Raw genomic sequence first — 18,151 nt, forward strand, 5'->3', positions numbered from 1 at the left:
ATTATATACTAGAATAATACTGTCAAGTAAAACACTTGACAGTATTATTTAGTTGGTGATATAATGGTTGAGAAACTTGTAGAGATAGGTACTTTATTTGATTTTTACGGGAAACTACTTAGTGAAAAACAATATTTAGTAGTGGAATTATATTATATTCACGATTTATCCTTAGCTGAAATCGGAGATGAACTTAGTGTTACTAGGCAGGGTGTATTTGATCTTTTAAGGAGAGCAGAGCAAAAGCTATATCAGCATGAAGAAAATTTGGGATTGGTAAGGAAATTTTATAGCAGCCATGAAGAGATTAAAAACATAATAAATATTTCGGAAGAAATAATAAAAATTGCGAAGGCAGAGGATAATGATGAAATTCAAGAAAAAGCTATGACTATTAATGAAATCGGTAAAAAAATATTAGATAATAGTCGGGAGGTTGTTGATTGATGGTATTTGAATCTTTGTCAGAAAAGCTTCAAAATGCTTTAGGAAAATTAAAAGGAAAAGGTAAACTTTCAGAAAAAGATGTAGACTTGGCTATGAGAGAAGTAAGATTAGCTTTATTAGAGGCTGATGTTAACTTTAAAGTAGTAAAGGATTTTATTAAAACAGTCAAGGAAAGAGCTATTGGTTCTGAAGTAATGGAAAGCTTAACTCCTGGACAACAAGTTATTAAAATAGTAAATGAAGAATTAACTAATCTTATGGGTAAGAGCGAAGCTAAGCTAAATTTCTCTTCGACTCCACCTACAGTAATTCTTATGTGTGGTTTGCAGGGTGCTGGTAAAACAACTACTACTGGTAAATTAGCTTTTAATTTAAAAAAACAAAATAAAAGACCTTTGTTAGTGGCTTGTGATATCTATAGACCTGCTGCTATTAAACAGCTTGAAGTTGTAGGGGAAAAAGTAGGTGCTCCAGTTTTTACTATGGGAGATAAGATAAATCCTGTAGATATAGCTAAAGCCGCCTTAGAACATGGAAAAAAACATGGTAATGATGTCATTATTATAGATACTGCAGGAAGACTTCATATTGATGAAGAATTAATGATTGAGATAAAAAACATTCATGAAGCGGTAAAGCCAAATGAAGTACTTTTAGTACTAGATGCTATGACTGGTCAGGATGCAGTTAATGTTGCTGATTCTTTCAATCAGAGATTAGGTATTACAGGAGTTATACTTACTAAGCTGGATGGTGACGCCAGAGGTGGTGCTGCATTATCCATAAGAGCTGTAACAGAAAAACCTATAAAGTTTGCGGCTATGGGAGAAAAATTTGATCAATTAGAACCATTTCATCCAGATAGAATGGCATCAAGAATACTTGGAATGGGTGATGTACTTAGTCTTATTGAGAAAGCACAGGCCAATATAGATGCTAAGAAGGCAATGGAGTTGGAGCAAAAAATTAGAAGCCAGCAATTTTCTTTCGACGATTTTTTAGACCAGCTAGATCAGATGAAGAATTTAGGACCTATTGACCAATTATTAGGTATGATTCCAGGAATGAATTCTAAGGCTTTAAAAGGTTTAGATGTAAATGAAAAAGATATTAATAGAATCAAAGCTATAATTCAGTCTATGACTAAGAAGGAAAAAGATAATCCTGACATAATAGACAGTAGTAGAAGAAAGAGAATTGCCCAAGGTAGTGGTACTACCGTCCAAGATGTAAATAAGATACTAAAACAATTTAAAGAAACAAAAAAAATGATGAAAAGATTTACAGATATGGAAAAAACCATGAAGAAAAAAGGGAAATTTGGATTCCCCTTTTTCTAAATAGATAGTTAAATTTATAAGGAGGTGAAAATAGTGGCTGTTAAAATTAGATTAAGAAGAATGGGAGCTAAAAAAAGTCCTTTCTATAGAATAGTTGTTGCTGATTCTCGTGCTTCAAGAGATGGAAGATTTATTGAAGAAATTGGCTATTATAATCCATTAACTGAGCCTAAGACAGTTAAAATAGATAATGAAAAAGCAATTAACTGGATGAAAAATGGAGCAAAACCAACTGATACTGTAGATAGACTATTTAAGGAAAATGGTCTATATGAGAAGGAAACTGAATAATTACTTAGGGATAGTATCTAGGAGGTGCTAGAAATGGGAGAATTAGTAGAATTTATTGCAAAATCTCTTGTGGAGAATCCAGATGAAGTGGTAGTCAATGAGATAGAAGGAAGTCAATCTATCATTATTGAACTTAAAGTCCACCCTGAAGATATGGGTAAAGTAATAGGTAAGCAAGGTAGAATTGCAAAGGCCATTAGAACTGTGGTTAAAGCAGCTGCTATTAAAGATAACAAAAGAGTTGTTGTTGAAATTATTCAGTAAGGGATTAGAGGACCTAATCCCTTTAAATAATAAAGATAGGTGAAAAAATGGATTATACAATAATTGGAAAGATAATTAGTACCCATGGAATTAAAGGAGAAGTAAAAGTTTATCCAATGACTGATAACCTTGATAGGTTTGATTATTTGAAAACTGCATATATTGGTGATAAAAAAATCAAAGTAGAATTAGAGAAAGTTAAATATCATAAAAATTTAGCTATATTAAAATTTAAAGAATTCAATGATATTAATGAAATAATTCCATTCAAGGATAGTTTTATCTATGTTGATGAAGAGGGAAAAATTATTTTGCCTGAGAACCATTTTTTTATTTATGATTTATTAGCCTCTCAAGTTTTCGATACAAAATCTAATTTGATTGGCACCATAGTAGATGTTTTACAAGGGGCTAGTAATGATATCTACGTAATTAAAGATATTGAAAAAGATAAAGAATATCTTATCCCTGCTGTGAAACAATTTGTAGTTGATGTTAATCCAGTTGACAAGAAAATAGTTATTGATCCTATTGAAGGAATGATAGAATGAAGATAGACATTCTAACACTGTTTCCAGAGTTTTTTTCTCCACTAATAAGTTGGAGTATAATAGGCAGAGCTTATGAGGATAATAAAATTGCAATAAATAGTATAAATATTAGAGATTTTTCCCAAAATAAGCATAGAAAGGTAGATGATTATCCTTTTGGAGGAGGCTCAGGTATGGTCATGAAGCCAGAGCCAATTTTTGATGCTATTAGTAGTGTAAAAAATAAAAACTCTAGGGTAATTTATCTATCACCTCAAGGTAAGAAATTTAATCAAGAACTAGCAAATGAATTGTCGAAAGAAGAGCATTTAATTCTACTATGTGGACATTATGAGGGTATAGATAATAGGGTTATTGAACATTATGTAGATGAAGAAATATCAATTGGTGATTTTGTATTGACAGGCGGAGAAATCCCTGCAATGTTAATCATTGATGCTGTTGTAAGACTATTACCAGGTGTACTTCGTTCAGATGAATCTTTTATAGATGAATCTCATTATAATGGGTTATTAGAATATCCTCAATATACTAGACCTAGAGAGTTTAAAGGACATTTTGTGCCTGATGTACTACTATCTGGTAATCATCAAAAGATAGAGACATGGAGAAAAGAGGAGGCTTTAAAAGCTACTTTGTTAAAAAGACCTGATTTACTTGAAAAGAAAACTTTATCAAAGGAAGAAGTAGTTATTCTATCAAAAATAAAAAAAGATTTAGAACTATAAATTAGTTGTAATTAAATCACGCATATGCTATAATACCTAGCGTATGGAATTACGGATGGTCCTCTACCATTGGGGTAAGAACATCTAAGGAGAAGGGAGGTCTATACAGTGGATATAATTAAAATGTTAGAAGATGAACAATTAAGAAATGATTTACCAAGTTTTAATGTAGGAGATACTGTTCAAGTTCATTACAAAGTTGTTGAAGGAACTCGTGAGAGAATCCAAGTATATGAAGGTACAGTAATTAAAATTCAAGGTGGCGGAGCAAGAAAGACATTTACAGTAAGAAGATTATCTTATGGTGTAGGTGTAGAAAGAACTTTCCCTATACACTCTCCAAGAATTGAGAAATTAGTTGTTACTAGAAGGGGTAAAGTAAGAAGAGCTAAACTTTACTATCTAAGAGATAGACAAGGTAAAGCTGCTAAGGTTAAGGAAAAAAGAATTTACTAATTTATTGGGACTATATAGTCCCAATTTTATTTAGGTGGTGAAATCATGAATATTAACTGGTATCCAGGGCATATGAAGAAAACAAGAGAATCCATACAAAAATCTCTTACAATGGTAGATATTGTTTTTGAATTAATTGATGCTAGAATACCCGCAAGTAGTCAGAATCCTGTTATAGATTCAATAGTTGGAGAAAAGCCTAGAGTAATTATATTGAATAAATCAGATTTAGCTAACTCCCATGGAAATAAGATATGGCAAGAATATTTTTTGAAAAAAAACATCTCTTCAGTCTGTCTAGATGCATTAAGTGGGAAAGGCATAGATAGATTGCTAGAAATTTCTTATAGTCTTACAGATGAAAAAAGAAAAGCCTATGAGAAGCGTGGTGTAATAAGTAGACCCACAAGAGCTATGATTTTAGGAATACCAAATGTAGGAAAATCAACTTTAATCAATTCCCTTTCCGGCAGAAAAGGAGCAAAAACTGGGAATAAGCCAGGTGTCACAAAATCTAATCAATGGATTAAAACTAAGGGAAATTTAGAATTATTAGATACACCAGGTATATTATGGCCAAAGTTTGAAGATCCAGATGTAGGTTTAAATCTTGCCTTTACGGGCGCAATAAAGGATGAAATATTAGATATAGAAACCTTAGCTCTTAGATTAGTGGAAAGACTTGCCAATTATTTTCCAAATCTTTTAAATAATCGTTATAATATTGAAATAGAGGGTAAATCATATTTAGAAATAATGGAGGAAATTGGCAGACGAAGAGGATGTATCATTAAAGGTGGAGAAATAGATTATACAAAGGTTAGTAATATTGTTCTAGATGAATTCAGAAAAGGTGTAATTGGGAATATAACACTTGAATTCCCTAAAGAATAGGAGATGTTACCGTGTTAGAGATTGAAAACAATATTTGGCAATTAGGATTTGATAATGTTGCTTGCATAGATGAAGTAGGTAGAGGATGCTTAGCTGGAGATGTGGTTGCCTGTGCAGTAATAATGCCTAAAGATTTAATAATTAATGGGGTAAAGGATTCTAAAAAACTTTCCGAAAAAAAACGTGAAGTTTTATATGATGAAATTTTATCTAATTCAATTGCATGTGGTATAGGCAGAGTAAATTCCAATATAATAGATAAAATTAATATAAAAAAAGCTACTCTCTTAGCTATGAAGATAGCAGTAGAAAATTTGCAGGATAGAGATGGAAATAAAATTTATCCAGATTTTTTACTTATTGATGCAGAAAAGATTGATCTGAAGATACCACAAGAATCTATTATAAAGGGGGATGATAGATCTCATGGTATAGCTTGTGCATCCATCGTTGCTAAAGTGTTTAGAGATAGATTATGCATAGAATGGGATAAGGAATTTCACGGATATAATTTGAAAAAACATAAAGGCTATGGAACTAAAGAACATAGAGAGCTTATTAAAGAGTTAGGTCCATCACCTATACATAGAATAACATTTTTAAAAAATATATTAAAGTAGATTATAAAGGGTGATTTTATTGAGAATTGAGAATCTTTTATTAAATAAATTTATATTAGACAATAGGGAAGGAATATTCAAAGAAGGATATTCTTTTAAGGGGGAGGTGTTAGAATTAATAGATAATCTAATACTTATTGATATCAAGGGGCATGGAACAATTCAAGCTAAATTAGATTCCAATGTAAAGATCGCTGTAAATGATGAAATATCCTTTCTAGTAGAATCAGTGGATAATAATGAGATTATCCTAAAGCCTTTAATCAAAGACAAACTTCCAGAAGTACAATTATCTAAGGATTATAAAGAAAACAATCCTATATCCCATTTGCTTAAGAGTATTAATATAAAAGAAACTAAATTATCAATTGGAATTGTAGAAAATCTAATGAAATATAATGCACCTATAACTGAGCAAAATTTAACAGATGGGATAAAAATCTTAGAAAAGTTATTTCAATTATCTAATTTAGAAGATGGAGAAAAGGTTATTCAAGTTAATTCCCCTACTGTAGAGAAAGATTCTATATTAGGAAAAATAGAATTGGATAAAATAGAAGTCCATAAAGAAAATTTTACTATAGATTTAGAAACAAAGAAAGCATCATTAACTGGAGATAATGCTTTAGAGAAGTATGTTCCATCAGAAAAAGTAGATATAAAATCTTTGTTAGTTATTCCTAAAGATGATTATGAGGGAAGTGAGGATGTAACTCAGCTGGTAAAAGAATTTCTAGGAAACCAAGTAGATATAGATAGAGAAGATGAATATATTAAAATAATTAGTTTCTTTTTAAAGAACAATATTAAACCCTCACTTAATAACATAAAAAACTTTCAAGAGTTCAATAAAAATCCTATAGAGTTTATAAATGAATTAAAACTAATAGATAAAATGATAAATAAACCTGAATTTAATGAATTAAATAAAATATTGTCTGATGATAATGAAAACATTAATAAAAGATATATAATTTCAAATAGAGATGAAAAGCTTATTGATTTACAAAAGAATATTCGCAATTTAGATAATATAACAGATTTGAAATTGAAGGAAGATCTTAAAAGCTTAAATAACAAAATAGATTTTTTTAGAGACATGAATAGAGACCTATCTTTTATATTTTTGCCTATTAGCAATAGACAAAAAACAACTTGATGGTATATTAACTTTTATAAAAGAGAGTAAAAAACGAAAAAACTATAATGAAAGAACGAATATTTATATAAATGTAGAAACACATAATCTAGGAAATATTAAGGTTTCTTGCCAGCTTATATCTAATTCCTTATCTATAAGAATGAATATAAAAAGTGAAGATTTAGAATTATTTAAATCAACAGAAAAACAATTAGTTGAAAAAATTTCATTAATAGGTTATAGTCTAGACAAGATTGATTTTGTATTAGATAATGATATTCAAATAATTGATACCATGGTTTCTAATCCAAATCCAATTTATATTTTAGATTTGAAGGTGTAATCCCATGGATAAAGGAAAAGATTTAGTTAAAAAAACAACAAGTAAGGCAGTTGCATTATCTTATGAAACTAATGATGTAGCACCAAAAGTCATCGCTAAAGGTGAAGGATTTGTTGCAAATAAAATAATTGAAAAGGGATTAGAGGAAGATATAACTATTTATAAAGATGAAAACTTAGTAGAAAGCCTTATTGGATTGGAAATAGATGAAGAAATACCTGAAGAGTTATATGATGCTGTTGCAGAGATAATCTTTTATATCTATAATTTAGATACACAAAGAGGAAGAAATTATGGGAAATAATATAAAAAAGGGAAAAAAGGGTGAATTGATTGCTAAAGAGCACCTTATTTTAAAAGGATATAATATTTTAGATTTAAATTATAGAAATAAAGTTGGAGAAATAGATATAATTGCTTTAGATAAAAATACATTGGTTTTTATCGAGGTTAAATCAAGGACAAGTACAAATTTTGGATATGCTTATGAAGCAGTTAATAGAAGGAAACAGGAGAAGATTATTTATTGCTCTTATCTATATCTAAATCAAAAAAGATTAATGTCGTATCAGATAAGATATGACATAATAGAAGTATATTTAACACCGAATATAAAAATAAATCATATAGAAAATGCTTTTTGTTGATAATGATTGGAAAATTGAAAATTTTCACTATTGCCTAGGTAATAAAGTAAACTATTGATGGGATAAAGGGATAAATTAAATGGGGAAAAGGGGTTTATTATGTATTCAAAAATTAATACTTGTGTACTTCAAGGACTCAATGGTAGTATCGTTGAGGTTGAAGCCGATTTATCTAGAGGTTTGCCAGTATTTAATATAGTAGGATTACCTGATACATCTATAAAAGAATCTAAGGAAAGAGTGAGGGCGGCAATCAAGAATAGTGGATATGAATTTCCTCTTAGCAGAATCACTATTAATTTAGCTCCAGCTAACCTGAAAAAAGAAGGCTCTCAAATAGATTTAGCAATTGCTATAGGTATTTTGAAATCTTCTGGTGTTATAATAGAAAAAAACATGGATAATACAATTTTTATAGGAGAACTGTCCTTAGAAGGAAAGATAAATCCAGTTCAAGGGGCATTACCGATGGTTATTTCAATGAGAGAATTAAATGTTTCAAGATGCATAGTTCCTTATGATAATAAAGAAGAATGTAGTGTTATAGAGGACATGGAAATAATACCCGTAAGAAGCCTAAATAATGCGGTTGATTTTCTCAATAATGATTTATACATAGATCCATATATTAGAGAATTAAATGAGTTTAATACTGAGAATAGTGAGTATCTTTTAGACTTTGCAGATATAAAAGGGCAAATTGGTCTTAAGAGAGCCTTGGAGGTAGCTGCCGCAGGTTCTCATAATTTGATTATTATAGGACCTCCTGGTGCCGGGAAGACTATGGCTGCAAGACGACTGCCCACAATATTACCTAAACTATCATTTGAAGAAGCAATAGAAGTGACCAAAATCTATAGTGTTTCAGGACTATTACAGTCTAATTCTTTAATTAAAGAGCGCCCATTTAGGCTCCTCATCACACTGCTTCTGCTATATCTTTAATTGGTGGTGGCAGAATTCCAAAACCTGGAGAAGTTTCATTGGCAAATAATGGTGTTTTATTCTTAGATGAGCTCCCCGAATTTTCGAAAAATGTATTAGAAGTGCTACGTCAACCATTAGAGGATGGAATCGTTACTATTTCAAGAGCAAATGCAAGCTTGTCATATCCTGCTAAGTTTATGTTAGTGGCAAGTATGAATCCTTGTCCTTGTGGTTATTTCGGAGATCCCCTACATGAATGTACATGTTCTCAAGCTAGTATTGATAGATATCTAGGTAAAATTAGTAATCCATTACTTGATAGAATTGATATTCATATTGAGGTATCACCTGTAGAATATAACGATTTGAAAGGAGATAGGGAAGAAGAGTCATCTTTAATTATTAGAGAAAGAGTAAGAAAGGCAAGAGATATTCAAATTAATCGATATAGAAACCAGAAGATATTTAATAATTCGCAAATACCCAACAAAGATATAAAAAAGTATTGTAAGCTTACTAATAGCTCTGAGAATATAATGAATCAAGCTTTCAAAAAATACAAATTTAGCGGTAGAACTTATAATAAATTGCTGAAGGTATCTAGAACTATTGCAGATTTAGATGGGGAAGAAGTTATTCAGGATAAACATATTTTGGAAGCTATTAGATATAGAACTTTAGATGATAAATATTGGGGGTAGAAGGATTTGAATATTACTCAAAGGGATATTCTTATTTGGTTAAGTAGTTTGGGAGTAGGAAATGTTAATATGGGGAAGATTATTGATCATTTTAATGATATAAGAGATTTATGGGAACTTAATAGTAATCAATTTAGTTTTATAAAAAATCTAAATAATGAAGTAAGAGAAAAACTCATATATAATCGAAACAATGAATATATAAAAAGATTATTTGATAATATAGAGAAAGAGAATGTTCATGTTATTACTATATACGACGAAAACTATCCTACTAGATTGAGATATATTAATGATAATCCAAGAGTGATTTATGTTAAGGGTAATATAATCGAAGAAGACAGGGTTGCAATTGCCATAGTAGGTTCTAGAAAAGCAACAGCATATGGTAAATGGGCTTGTGAAAAATTCACTAAAGAATTAGCAAATTTAGGAGTAACAATTATTAGTGGGTTGGCTTCAGGTATAGATACAATTGCACATAAAACAGCTTTAGATAATGGAACTAGAACAATTGGCGTTTTAGGCAATGGCATTGATATTGTTTATCCAAAGAAAAATTTATTTTTATATAATGACATAGAAAAAAATGGCGGCATAGTTTCTGAGTTTCCTCTGGGAACTCCTCCTTTGGCTTTTAATTTTCCACAAAGGAATAGAATAATATCTGGATTATCTATGGGAGTTATAGTAATTGAAGCCCAGGAAAAATCAGGGTCACTGATTACTGCCCATCATGCATTAGAGCAAGGAAAGGATATTTTTGCATTGCCTGGTAATATTAATAGTATATTTAGTGGTGGAACAAATAAACTAATTAAAGATGGAGCAAAGCCGCTTTTAGAAATAGATGATATAATTGAAGAAATTAATGAACTGCAAGAAAAATTAATATTAAGTAAAAAAGATGGTTTAGATTATTCAAATTATAGTGAAACAGAAATTAAAATAATCAAGTTTTTAGAAGAAGGACCTTTACATTCAGATACTATTGCATATAAAATGGGCATAGATATAGTTACTTTAAATAGTATACTAACAGTTTTAGAATTAAAGGGTTCAGTTAAAGAACTATCTGGTAGAGTATTTACCATTTGTTAGATTTATTTAGTGGAGGTGTAAATATTGCAAAAAAACTTAGTAATAGTTGAGTCCCCAGCTAAAGCAAAAACTATTGAAAGATTCTTAGGGAAAAATTATAAAGTTGTAGCTTCTGTAGGGCATATAAGAGATTTACCAAAGAGTAGTTTAGGAATTGATATAGATAAACAATTTGAGCCTAAATATATAACGATAAGAGGTAAAGGTCCTGTAATTAAGGATTTAAAAGAGGTGGCTAAAAAATCAAAGAAGATATTTCTTGCTACTGACCTGATAGAGAAGGGGAGGCAATTTCTTGGCATTTGGCTCATATTTTAGGGATAGATGAAAAAGAAAAAGTAAGGGTAGAATTTAATGAGATAACTAAAGATGCTATAACAAATGCTATTAAGAAACCTAGAGCAATAGATTTAAGCTTAGTTGATGCACAGCAGGCTAGAAGAATATTAGATAGACTTGTTGGTTATAAAATTAGTCCTTTGTTATGGAGAAAAATCAGAAAAGGTTTAAGTGCAGGAAGAGTACAATCTGTTGCTGTTAAATTAATTTGTAATAGAGAGAATGAAATTCAAAATTTTATACCTGAAGAATATTGGAGTATAAAGGTAAAACTAGAAAAAGATAAAGAGAAATTTGAGGCTAATTTTTATGGAGAAAATATAAATGGTAAGGAAACAAAAATCCAATTAAAGACAAAGTCTGATGTAGATGATATATTAAAAAAAGTTGATAATAATAGTTTTACAGTTAGTAATGTAAAAAATGGGACAAAAAAAAGAAATCCCTATCCACCGTATACTACAAGTACATTACAACAAGATGCTTCAAAAAAACTTGGATTTTCTACTAAAAAAACTATGATTATAGCTCAACAATTATATGAAGGAATCGATATTAAGGGTGAGGGCTCTGTAGGTTTAATTACTTATATGAGAACCGATTCTACAAGAATTTCCAAAGAAGCTATCCAAGCAGCTAATTTATATATTAAAGAACATTTTGGTGAGAAATATACTGATGGTGGGAAAGATTTTATTAATAAATCAAAGAAGGATTCACAGGATGCTCATGAAGGAATTAGACCTACAAGTATTACTAGATCTCCAAGTTTAATTAAAGATTCTCTAACATCGGAACAATTTAAGTTATATAAAATGATTTGGGAAAGATTTTTAGGTTCACAAATGACTCCAGCTATTTACAACACAATTTCTGTTACAATAGAAAGTAATAATATTTTATTTAAATCTAGTGGCTCAAAGCTAATGTTTGATGGTTTCCTAAAGATATATACTACTACAGATGAAGAAGAAAAGGATATGCAAATTCCACTGCTTGTAATAGGTGATAAGTTAAAATTAAAGGATATTAATCCAAATCAACATTTTACTCAACCGCCTGCTAGGTATACAGAAGCATCTCTTATTAAGACTTTGGAAGAATTGGGAATTGGTAGGCCAAGTACATTTGCACCTACCATAGCGACTATATTAGCAAGAGATTATGTCGTTTTTGATAAAAAATCTTTTGTGCCTACAGAATTAGGAATATTAGTTAATGATTTACTTATAGAATATTTCAAGGACATAGTAAATGAAGAGTTTACAGCTGAATTAGAAGAGAAACTTGATGAAATTGCTGAAGGAGATTTACCTTGGGTCAAAGTTGTCGAAAGTTTTTATAAGGATTTCGACCTATTTTTAAAAAAGGCTGAAGAAGAAATCAAAGAGATTGAAATACAAGATGAAATTTCCGATGTAATTTGTGAGAAATGTGGTAAAAATATGGTGATTAAACATGGAAGATTTGGAAAATTTTTAGCATGTCCTGGATATCCTGAATGCAAGAATACTAAAGCAATTGTAGATGAACTTAATGTTAAATGCCCTAAATGTGATGGGAATCTTGTAAAAAGGAAATCAAAAAAAGGTAGGGTTTTCTATGGATGTAGTAATTATCCAAATTGTGATTTTGTATCATGGGATGAGCCTATAGAGGAGAAATGTCCACAATGTGGAGGAGTAATGGTAATAAAGAGAAATAAGAAAGAAAAAATAATTAAATGCATAAGCAAGGAATGTGAATACATGGAAGTCAAAAAAGTATAAATAATTAAAATTTTCTGTACATTTTTATTTTTTTGTAGTAGAATTGTATATGTAGTTAAATGTAAAAAACAATCGATTTAAAATCTTATAGATAATAAATTGAGTTTATTTTAAGGAGGATGTATATATGGAAAGTTTATTACAAAGAACTAGAAAACTAAACAAGACGTTGCAGGGATATGGCTCTAGAGCTGTGTCTTTTTCAGATTTAAGTGAAATACTTAGTGATATACTTGATGCTAATGTCTATATAGCTAGTACTAGTGGGAAAGTTTTAGGATACGAATTATCAGGAGGATTTGATTGTGATATAGTTCAAGCTGAAATAGTCAAAGAAAAAAGATTTCCTAAAAAATACAATGAAGAATTGTTGAGATATAATGAAACAAATGAAAATATGCGGGAAGTTACCGATTGTGTTTTTGACCAGGTATCAGAATGCCCTTATCCAGATAAAATTGCAACTGTAATTCCAATAAATAGTGGGGGAAAAAGATTAGGAACTTTAGTTTTAGCTCGCTTTGGAAAAGAATTTACTGAAGATGATCTTGTACTAGCTGAATATAGTGCAACTATAGTAGGAATGGAAATACTAAGAGCTAAATCAGAAGAAATAGAGGAGGAGGCTAGAAAGAAATCCATTGTTCAAATGGCTATAGGAACTTTATCTTATTCTGAGTTAGAAGCAATGGAACATATTTTTAGTGAACTAGAAGGTAATGAAGGCTTACTTGTTGCGAGTAAAATTGCTGATAGAGTTGGTATAACAAGATCTGTTATTGTAAATGCCTTGAGGAAATTTGAAAGTGCAGGAGTTATAGAATCTAGATCTTTAGGAATGAAAGGAACACATATTAAAATCTTAAATGATAAATTAATAGAAGAGCTTCTAAAATCAAAAGAATAGTAAATTTACTATTCTTTTTTATGGGACTTTGGTCTATGGGACTTTAGGGTGATTTAGTTAATTAACGTAATTTTTACTTGCAATAAAATGTTAAAATATGTAATATTAAAAAAGAAGATATTTATCGTTTTATAAGGTTTTTCTAATTATTATGTAGAAAATTCTTATAAAATAGGGTAATATAGAGATACTAGAATAGTAAGAGGTGAACTATATGTTAAGGGGTATTTATAACAATGTGGACTTTTATAAAAAGGCTTTAGATGGAACTTGGGAACGACATAAAGCAATAACAAATAATATTGCAAATGAAAATACGCCTAATTATAAAAGAAAAGTAGTTACATTTGAAGATCAATTAAAACAATCAGTTCAGAATAGCAGAATCAATTTAATGAAAACTCATGAAAAGCATATTGGTTCTGGGACAAGCCATTTTGCTCCTAGGGTTATGGAAGATAAATCCACATCCTATAGATTAGATGGAAATAATGTGAACAGTGATACAGAATCAGCTAATCTAGCTATAAATAATATTATGTATGACACTTTAATCAAGCAAGTAATAGGTGAGTTTGATAAAATAAAAAATGTTATCGCTGAAGGGAGCAAGTAATTATGAGTATTTTTAATTCAATAAATGTATCAGCAACTGCTTTAACTGCAGAAAAAACAAGAATTGATATTATAGCTAAGAACATGGCTAATGCAAGTACCACTCGAAGCACAGGTGGAATGCCATATAGAAGACAAATGGTTGTTTTTGAAGAAAATAAATCAACACCTTTTTCAGAATATCTAAGTAGGCAAACTAATAAATTTGAGGGAAAAGGTGTTAAGATTAGTAAAATCGTCGAAGATGAATCACCTTTTAAACTTGTCTATGAACCAGGGCATCCTGATGCTGATGAAAATGGTTATGTTAAAATGCCAAATGTCGACACTATAAAAGAAATGGTTGACCTAATTAGTGCACAGCGTTCCTATGATGCTAATATAACAGCCATGAATGCATCCAAGTCAATGCTTATGAAGGCTTTGGAAATTGGTAGGAGGTAAGATATATGAATGTAAACAGAATTGATGGGTATAAAAGCCTTGCCGAGATTGGCGAAAAGAAATTACTTGATTCAAAAGAAGAAAAGAGCTTTAGTAACTTTTTAACAAATGCCTTAAATCAGGTTAATGAAATGCAATTAGAAAGTACAGAATATAAAAAATTATTAGCTGTAGGAGAATTGGACAACCTCCATGATCTAACCATAGCTGCAGATAAGGCAGATACTGCTCTACAAGTTGTTATGAGTATAAGAAGTAAAGTTGTAGAGGCTTATAAGGAAATTATGAGAATTCAAATTTAGTAATCCATAGGGAAGAGGTGCAACGGTGCAGGAATCAATACATAAAGTAAGTCTACAACTAACTGAATATTGGAAAGAGATGGATAAAAAGAAGAAAATTAGACTAGTGCTTATTAGCTTGTTTATCATTTTTGCTGTAACTGCACTTATTCTTACATTGACACGTACCAAATATGAGGTACTATATGGTGATTTAAGTTTAAAAGATATGGGACAAATAACTACTAAGCTAGATGAAATGGGTACTCCTTGGAAAACCGGAGATGACCAGAAAAGCATTTTGGTGCCAGCTGAAAGTAAAAATCGTATTAAAATAGAATTGGCTACCTATGGTTTACCCAAAGAAGGATACACATATATGGATGCTTTTAATGATAGTAGTTGGACAATGACAGATTATGATAAGAAGCAAAGGATGAAGTTAGCTTTACAAAGTGAATTAGCATCTACCATATCTGAAATCGATGGAATCCATAGTGCAGAGGTATATATAGCTGAAAAAGAAACAACAAACTTCATTTTAAATAATAATGATGATGATAAAACTACTGCTTCCGTATTTATTGTAAAAGATAGTGGTGGGAAATTATCAGGAGAAAAAGTAAAAGCTATAAAGCATCTTATATCAGGTCCAATAAATATAGATCCAGAAAATGTTAGGGTAGTTGATGATGAGGGAAGACTTTTAGAAGAAGAAAATGAAAATGATGTTTTTGCAGCTGATCAATTTGCAGTGAAACATAATCTAGAAACTAGAATTAACGATAGTATAAAGAAATTTCTAGAGAATATCGTTGGATTGGGAAATGTTGATGTTATGTCAAGTGTAAAAATTAACATGGATATAGAAAATACTACAATAGTAGAATTTTCTCCGCCTATTGAAGGAAATGAAGAGGGGCTTATTCGTTCCCTTGAAGAAGTAGAGGAGCATATGGTAGGTGGTGCTACAGGTGGAATTCCAGGAACTGACACCAATGTAGAAGATTATCAAATGGTTGACGATGGCTCTAGTAGATATGATAAAGTAAGTAGAATAATAAATAATGAGCTAAATGAGATAAATAAAGAAATTAGAAAGACACCAGGTCAAGTAGAAAGTGTTACTGTAGCAGTACTGATTAATAAGGATGCTTTGGTAGATGGTGAAATGACTCCAGAAAGAGAAAAGGAATTTTCTGATTTAATATTTGCAGCAACTGGTTTAGACACTAAGCAAGTACAAGTAAAGGCAGTGAGCTTTAATAAACAAGCAGTAGATACTAATATTCTTCAAGGAAAGTCAAATAATTGGTTATATATTGGTATTATTTTATTAGTGTTACTAATATTAGCAATAATTATTTATATGAGGTTAAAAGCTAAAAAATCTGCTACTGATGAATTAGAAAGAATGTTGGAAGAGAGATCTTCAATTGAATTAGAAGTTGCGGACCTTGACTTTGATGCAGAAGAATCAAAAATGAAGGCTCAAATTGATAAATTTATTGAAAAGAAGCCTGATTCAGTTGCTCAGTTGCTTAGAAATTGGTTAAATGAATAGGAGCGAGTTAATATGTCTAAGAGACAATTTAGTGGGAAAGAGAAGGTAGCAATATTACTAATTGCATTAGGACCTCAAAAATCTGCTGAGATATTTAAACATCTAAATGAAGAAGAAATAGAAGAGTTAACATTGCAAATTGCAAATATGAGAATGGTTTCTCCTGAGGAGAAGCAAACGGTAATTGAGGAATTTTATCAAATATGCTTAGCTCAAGAGTATATATCTGAAGGCGGTATTAACTATGCTAAAGATGTATTAGAAAGAGCTTTAGGATCTGATAAGGCCATAGATATAATTAATAAATTAACATCTTCATTACATGTGAGGCCGTTTGAGTTTATAAGAAAGGCTGATCCAAATCAGCTTTTAAATTACATACAAAATGAGCACCCACAAACAATAGCATTAATATTATCTTATTTGGGATCTTCACAGGCAGCGCAAATTCTTTCATCTTTACCATTGGAAAAGCAATCAGATGTTACTAGAAGAATAGCAATAATGGATAGAACGTCTCCAGAGGTTGTAAGAGAAATAGAAGATATTTTAGAGAGTAAATTCTCAAATATTTTAGCACAGGATTATACAACTACTGGCGGAATTCAAGCAGTAGTAGATATTTTAAACTCTGTAGATAGAGGAACAGAAAAACATATAATGGAAGATCTTGATATTAGTGATGCAGAATTAAGTGAAGAGATTAGAAGAAGGATGTTTGTATTTGAAGATATTATTACCCTTGATAATAGAAGTATCCAAAGAATTATTAGAGAGATTGATAACTCTCAATGGGCTATTGCCCTTAAGGGTGCAAGTGAAGAAGTTAAGGACCTTATATTTGCTAACATGTCAAAACGTTTAGTTGAAATGATAAAAGAAGATATAGAATTCATGGGTCCTGTGCGTATTAGAGATATAGAAGATGCACAACAAAATATAGTTAATATTATTAGAAAGCTAGAAGATGATGGGGAAATAATTACTCCTAGAGGAGGAGATGAGATAATTGTCTAGTGTTATTAAATCCTTTAGAGTAGTAGAGACAGAGCCAGTGCATTTATCGAAAGACTCAGATAATGAACATGAAAAACTTATGGAATCAATTATTGAAAAAGCAAGAGATGAGGCAAAAGATGAATATGAAAAAATAATTGATGATGCTAAAAAAGAATCAGCAAGAATAATAGAAGATGCTGAGACTCAAAAAGAATCCATGATAAGCTCTGCTTATATTAGATCCAAGGAAGTTTTAGAACAATCTAAAGAAGAAGGTTATAAAAAAGGTTATGACGAAGGTCATGATGAAGGGTATAAAGTAGGTTATAATGAAGGGAAAATTAAAGCTGACGCCCTAATAGAAAAAGCTTTGGAAATAAAAAACGGATATCTATCAAAAAAAGAAAGTATGTTAAAAGAGCTAGAAGCAGATATTATTGAATTAGTTACAAGCATTTATGAAAAGGTAATAAATAAAAAAAATGAAGAAGATACTGATATGATAGTTTCTTTAGTTTTAAATGGAATTAATAGTTTGGATTTAACAGATAAGTTAACTATTATTACTTCTAAAGAAGATTATAATATCTTAGAAATGGCTAAGGATGAAATATTAGCCAAAGCAAGTATGATTTCTCAACTTGATATTAAATATGATATTTCTTTAGAAAAAGGTGATTGTATTTTAGAAACCTCTAAGGGAAATATTGATGTAAGTCTTAAAAACCAATTAGATGAAGTTAGAGAATTACTGACAACAATATTAAATAATGAGTGATGAT

At 30.3% G+C, this 18,151-nt stretch carries 21 protein-coding genes and 2 pseudogenes; all 23 read left to right on the forward strand.

Going from position 1 to position 18,151, the window contains the following annotated elements; all coding sequences use genetic code 11:
• Positions 1–63 precede the first annotated feature (63 nt).
• Entirely contained in the window at positions 64–447 is a 384-nt protein-coding gene (gene ylxM, locus CIW83_RS06615; protein WP_094900058.1) for a YlxM family DNA-binding protein, read from the forward strand.
• A complete protein-coding gene (ffh, locus tag CIW83_RS06620) occupies positions 447–1,787 on the forward strand; it encodes a signal recognition particle protein (RefSeq protein WP_094900161.1) in 1,341 nt (446 codons plus the stop codon). The genes ylxM and ffh overlap by 1 nt, the downstream gene beginning before the upstream one ends.
• Positions 1,788–1,820: 33 nt before the next feature.
• Positions 1,821–2,078, forward strand: a complete 258-nt coding sequence (rpsP, locus tag CIW83_RS06625; protein WP_094900059.1) for a 30S ribosomal protein S16 — start codon at positions 1,821–1,823, stop codon at positions 2,076–2,078.
• A 33-nt stretch (positions 2,079–2,111) separates the two neighbouring features.
• A complete protein-coding gene (locus CIW83_RS06630; RefSeq protein ID WP_094900060.1) occupies positions 2,112–2,342 on the forward strand; it encodes a KH domain-containing protein in 231 nt (76 codons plus the stop codon).
• A gap of 47 nt (positions 2,343–2,389) precedes the next feature.
• Positions 2,390–2,893: a ribosome maturation factor RimM gene (rimM, locus tag CIW83_RS06635; RefSeq protein WP_094900061.1), complete on the forward strand. Its 504-nt coding sequence runs from the start codon at positions 2,390–2,392 to the stop codon at positions 2,891–2,893.
• Complete coding sequence (gene trmD / locus CIW83_RS06640) at positions 2,890–3,621, forward strand: tRNA (guanosine(37)-N1)-methyltransferase TrmD (protein WP_094900062.1); 732 nt, start codon at positions 2,890–2,892, stop codon at positions 3,619–3,621. The genes rimM and trmD overlap by 4 nt, the downstream gene beginning before the upstream one ends.
• A 108-nt stretch (positions 3,622–3,729) precedes the next feature.
• Positions 3,730–4,077 carry a 50S ribosomal protein L19 gene (rplS, locus tag CIW83_RS06645; protein WP_094900063.1) on the forward strand — a complete coding sequence of 116 codons (348 nt, stop codon included), beginning with the start codon at positions 3,730–3,732 and terminating at the stop codon, positions 4,075–4,077.
• Between the two features lie 45 nt (positions 4,078–4,122).
• Positions 4,123–4,971, forward strand: a complete 849-nt coding sequence (ylqF, locus tag CIW83_RS06650) for a ribosome biogenesis GTPase YlqF (protein WP_094900064.1) — start codon at positions 4,123–4,125, stop codon at positions 4,969–4,971.
• A gap of 11 nt (positions 4,972–4,982) precedes the next feature.
• Entirely contained in the window at positions 4,983–5,591 is a 609-nt protein-coding gene (locus tag CIW83_RS06655) for a ribonuclease HII (protein WP_094900065.1), read from the forward strand.
• Between the two features lie 19 nt (positions 5,592–5,610).
• Positions 5,611–6,750, forward strand: a complete 1,140-nt coding sequence (locus CIW83_RS06660) for a hypothetical protein (protein WP_094900066.1) — start codon at positions 5,611–5,613, stop codon at positions 6,748–6,750.
• Positions 6,751–6,892: 142 nt separating this feature from the next.
• Positions 6,893–7,075, forward strand: coding sequence for a hypothetical protein (locus CIW83_RS06665; RefSeq protein WP_094900067.1), 183 nt, complete (start codon positions 6,893–6,895; stop codon positions 7,073–7,075).
• 4 nt (positions 7,076–7,079) lie between these two features.
• The gene (locus CIW83_RS06670) at positions 7,080–7,379 is read left to right on the forward strand and encodes an EscU/YscU/HrcU family type III secretion system export apparatus switch protein (RefSeq protein WP_094900068.1); all 300 of its coding nucleotides are present in this window, start codon (positions 7,080–7,082) and stop codon (positions 7,377–7,379) included.
• Positions 7,369–7,722, forward strand: coding sequence for a YraN family protein (locus CIW83_RS06675; protein WP_094900069.1), 354 nt, complete (start codon positions 7,369–7,371; stop codon positions 7,720–7,722). The genes CIW83_RS06670 and CIW83_RS06675 overlap by 11 nt, the downstream gene beginning before the upstream one ends.
• A 99-nt stretch (positions 7,723–7,821) precedes the next feature.
• Positions 7,822–9,350 (forward strand): annotated as a pseudogene (locus tag CIW83_RS06680) (YifB family Mg chelatase-like AAA ATPase).
• Positions 9,351–9,356: 6 nt separating this feature from the next.
• Positions 9,357–10,451, forward strand: coding sequence for a DNA-processing protein DprA (gene dprA / locus CIW83_RS06685; RefSeq protein WP_094900070.1), 1,095 nt, complete (start codon positions 9,357–9,359; stop codon positions 10,449–10,451).
• A gap of 24 nt (positions 10,452–10,475) precedes the next feature.
• Positions 10,476–12,559, forward strand: a pseudogene (topA, locus tag CIW83_RS06690) (type I DNA topoisomerase).
• A 127-nt stretch (positions 12,560–12,686) separates the two neighbouring features.
• The gene (gene codY / locus CIW83_RS06695) at positions 12,687–13,466 is read left to right on the forward strand and encodes a GTP-sensing pleiotropic transcriptional regulator CodY (protein ID WP_094900071.1); all 780 of its coding nucleotides are present in this window, start codon (positions 12,687–12,689) and stop codon (positions 13,464–13,466) included.
• A gap of 214 nt (positions 13,467–13,680) precedes the next feature.
• The gene (flgB, locus tag CIW83_RS06700) at positions 13,681–14,082 is read left to right on the forward strand and encodes a flagellar basal body rod protein FlgB (RefSeq protein ID WP_094900072.1); all 402 of its coding nucleotides are present in this window, start codon (positions 13,681–13,683) and stop codon (positions 14,080–14,082) included.
• A 2-nt stretch (positions 14,083–14,084) separates the two neighbouring features.
• On the forward strand, positions 14,085–14,525 hold the full coding sequence (gene flgC / locus CIW83_RS06705) for a flagellar basal body rod protein FlgC (protein WP_094900073.1): 441 nt from the start codon (positions 14,085–14,087) through the stop codon (positions 14,523–14,525).
• 5 nt (positions 14,526–14,530) lie between these two features.
• The gene (gene fliE, locus CIW83_RS06710; protein WP_094900074.1) at positions 14,531–14,827 is read left to right on the forward strand and encodes a flagellar hook-basal body complex protein FliE; all 297 of its coding nucleotides are present in this window, start codon (positions 14,531–14,533) and stop codon (positions 14,825–14,827) included.
• Positions 14,828–14,852: 25 nt separating this feature from the next.
• A complete protein-coding gene (gene fliF, locus CIW83_RS06715; RefSeq protein ID WP_094900075.1) occupies positions 14,853–16,370 on the forward strand; it encodes a flagellar basal-body MS-ring/collar protein FliF in 1,518 nt (505 codons plus the stop codon).
• A gap of 12 nt (positions 16,371–16,382) precedes the next feature.
• The gene (fliG, locus tag CIW83_RS06720; RefSeq protein ID WP_094900076.1) at positions 16,383–17,387 is read left to right on the forward strand and encodes a flagellar motor switch protein FliG; all 1,005 of its coding nucleotides are present in this window, start codon (positions 16,383–16,385) and stop codon (positions 17,385–17,387) included.
• Positions 17,380–18,147 (forward strand): FliH/SctL family protein, encoded by a 768-nt coding sequence (locus CIW83_RS06725; protein ID WP_094900077.1) that lies wholly within the window; start codon positions 17,380–17,382, stop codon positions 18,145–18,147. Before fliG ends, CIW83_RS06725 begins: the two co-directional genes overlap by 8 nt.
• Positions 18,148–18,151: the final 4 nt, after the last annotated feature.

Source organism: Tissierella sp. P1, assembly GCF_002266425.1.
GTDB lineage: Bacteria > Bacillota > Clostridia > Tissierellales > Tissierellaceae > Tissierella > Tissierella carlieri.